The sequence below is a fragment of the Acinetobacter sp. YH16032 genome (assembly GCF_013417345.1).
Lineage (GTDB): Bacteria > Pseudomonadota > Gammaproteobacteria > Pseudomonadales > Moraxellaceae > Acinetobacter.
Genome location: NZ_VPEE01000109.1, coordinates 1 through 2,354, shown reverse-complemented (window position 1 = coordinate 2,354; position 2,354 = coordinate 1). Strand labels below are relative to the sequence as shown.

The 2,354-nt window shown below is 39.2% G+C and carries 2 protein-coding genes; both read left to right on the top strand.

What is annotated here, in order from left to right:
• Positions 1–976 precede the first annotated feature (976 nt).
• Positions 977–1,468 (top strand): plasmid mobilization relaxosome protein MobC, encoded by a 492-nt coding sequence (gene mobC, locus FTV32_RS16570; protein ID WP_035270222.1) that lies wholly within the window; start codon positions 977–979, stop codon positions 1,466–1,468.
• The coding region (locus FTV32_RS16565; RefSeq protein ID WP_180029128.1) for a relaxase/mobilization nuclease domain-containing protein at positions 1,452–2,354 on the top strand (903 nt) is incomplete at its 3' end. The genes mobC and FTV32_RS16565, both read left to right, overlap by 17 nt.

Genomic DNA, 2,354 nt, shown 5'->3' with positions numbered 1-2,354 from the left:
TATCTAGGAATAGAATTTAATCCAAAATATCTTAACGGAATTTCAACTATTTACAACTCAATATAATTTAGTAGTTTCTCTAAAATTAACATAATACACCTTATGCGAAGTCAAAAACTCTAGACCTAAAAGTACATATAAAATTAGTGCCTATTCATAATAAAAATTAAAACTCTTGTAATTACTTTCATACTTGTATCAACTTTTTTAAACAGAACTATTGTTCTTAACTAAATGCTCTCATTCCCTCAACGTTCCCCTTCAGTCTGCCTATCGGCAGACGGTGAACGTTGAGGGAATTTCGGCCATACTTACCCTTAAAGGGGCTAATTATCCCCCTTAAAGTATTCCCGAAAATCTATCGGACTGACGGAGCCACGTCTCGGTCGATCGGCAAAGAGTAAGTGTACTTTCTCTTCAGGCGGAGATTACGATCTACACATCGCATTGGCACGTTCTCAAACCGAACAGCAGCTTTTCTCTGCGAGGGTTTCCCCAACATACAATTTAAAGCTTAGCTGAACTACTCATCACGCTGTTGCTTTGCCAATATCCCCTAGTAACAACTTAATCACGATGGTGCGCTAGCGTCGCTAATCCATCCACCCGCACCTGTGAAATCTACAAAATCTGTAAATCAAGCAGAGCGTAGCAAAATTTAAAAAATCGGATTTAAATTGGTTCAATTTCTGCATGTTTCAGAAAAAAAAATTTAATGCATTAATCATTGAACCGAATTCTAAAAAATACATATATGACCTTCAGCACATTTTGATGCCATATAAACCTTTTTATTGACTTATCTAAGAAAAAAATTATTGATCTTTGCAAAACAGAATAAGCTCTAAATAAAAGGGGCAATGCGACAAGCAAGCCTACCTGTGTCCACAATTTTCTTCGAAAATTTGGACTCAGGGACTTGTTAGGGGTTTCACCCCTAAGACCCCAAAAGCAAAAGCTCTTAACGAGACACGAAATGGTAAAAAATAAAACAAAAAAATTTAGACTCACACAGCTCCAGTTTGAGCAACTGGAGCAACACCTGCAAAAGGAAAATACAAGTTTCACTGACTTCATTCATTCATTAATCGAGCGTGAAGTCATGCAAGATGTGATTACCGTTCAACAAACCAAAGACGAAATAAAACCCACAAGAACAAAAATTAAAACAGTGATTGAGGTAGTCAAACGCTATCAAAAGACTGATCCGAATGTATTGCTAGAGCTATCAAGAATCGGCAACAACATAAACCAAATTGCACGAGCGTTGAATATCATCAAGAACGCAGATCCTCAAGAACAACGCAAACTAAATATTTTTAACATGTTGCTTGTTTTAAAAGGCATTCAAACCGAGCTAGAAAAAGTCTTCCCTGCCTTACCTAAAATTAGTCGGCAAAGCCCTGAACGCTTAAAAAAGCAGTTGTCTTCAGTACAACTGGCTGAGGATGATGAAAGTGCATATTAAATTTTTGAATCATGGCAAAGGCAATGCTGCCAAAGCATCGGCATACTTACTCGATAAGTTTGATCACATGGGCAATGTGCGTGCAGGCATTGAAGTTTTAAGAGGTGATGCAACCACATTTAACGCCATTTGTGATGCAAGCCCCCATCTGTGGAAATACACCAGTGGCGTGATTGCTTGGTCAAAGGATGATGCCCCTACAGACGAGCAGATCAGGGAGGTTTTAACCGACTTTGAACAACATGCTTTCTCAGGGTTAGACCCATCTCAATATCATCTGTTTGCCGTTCAACATACGGATGATGATGGCTCAAAGCATATTCATGTTTTAGTACCACGCCTTGATTTACAGAGTGGAAAATCACTCAACATTGCGCCCCCAGGGCATGAGAAACATTTCGACTCATTACGGGATTACTTCAACACAAAATACCAGTGGTCACGCCCTGACGATTTGCTGCTAATGCACACGACACAAGAGCCGAACCACGTTGCCAAGCTTAATGCTCAAGCAAAAAAAATACTCTCAAGCAAAGAGCTAGAAACCTTGCCCAAAAAGCAATTTTACAAAGCAATTGATAATTACGTGAAAACCCTCTTAAAAACCAACACAGCAAAAAATAGAGCGGAAATAATCACCTGTATCAAACAACTAGATGGAGTCGACTCGATAAAACCAAATAAAGAGTCTCTAACGGTCACTCTCAACAACGGCAAAAAACATCGAATAAAAGGTGATTTCTATCATGAAAACTTCGAAATTGGATCTTATTCAGAGCATCTCAGAGCAGCAGCAGAAAGCCGACCAACTGCAAGTGAGCTTGCAGCAGCTCTCACAGACGCTGAGCAACTTCGAGCAACTTATAGAGCAAAGCGAGAAGCCTAT

Excerpts from the sequence above, each read along its gene's own strand:
- mobC (WP_035270222.1), top strand. The coding sequence starts at position 977 with ATGGTAAAAAATAAAACAAAAAAATTTAGACTCACACAGCTCCAGTTT.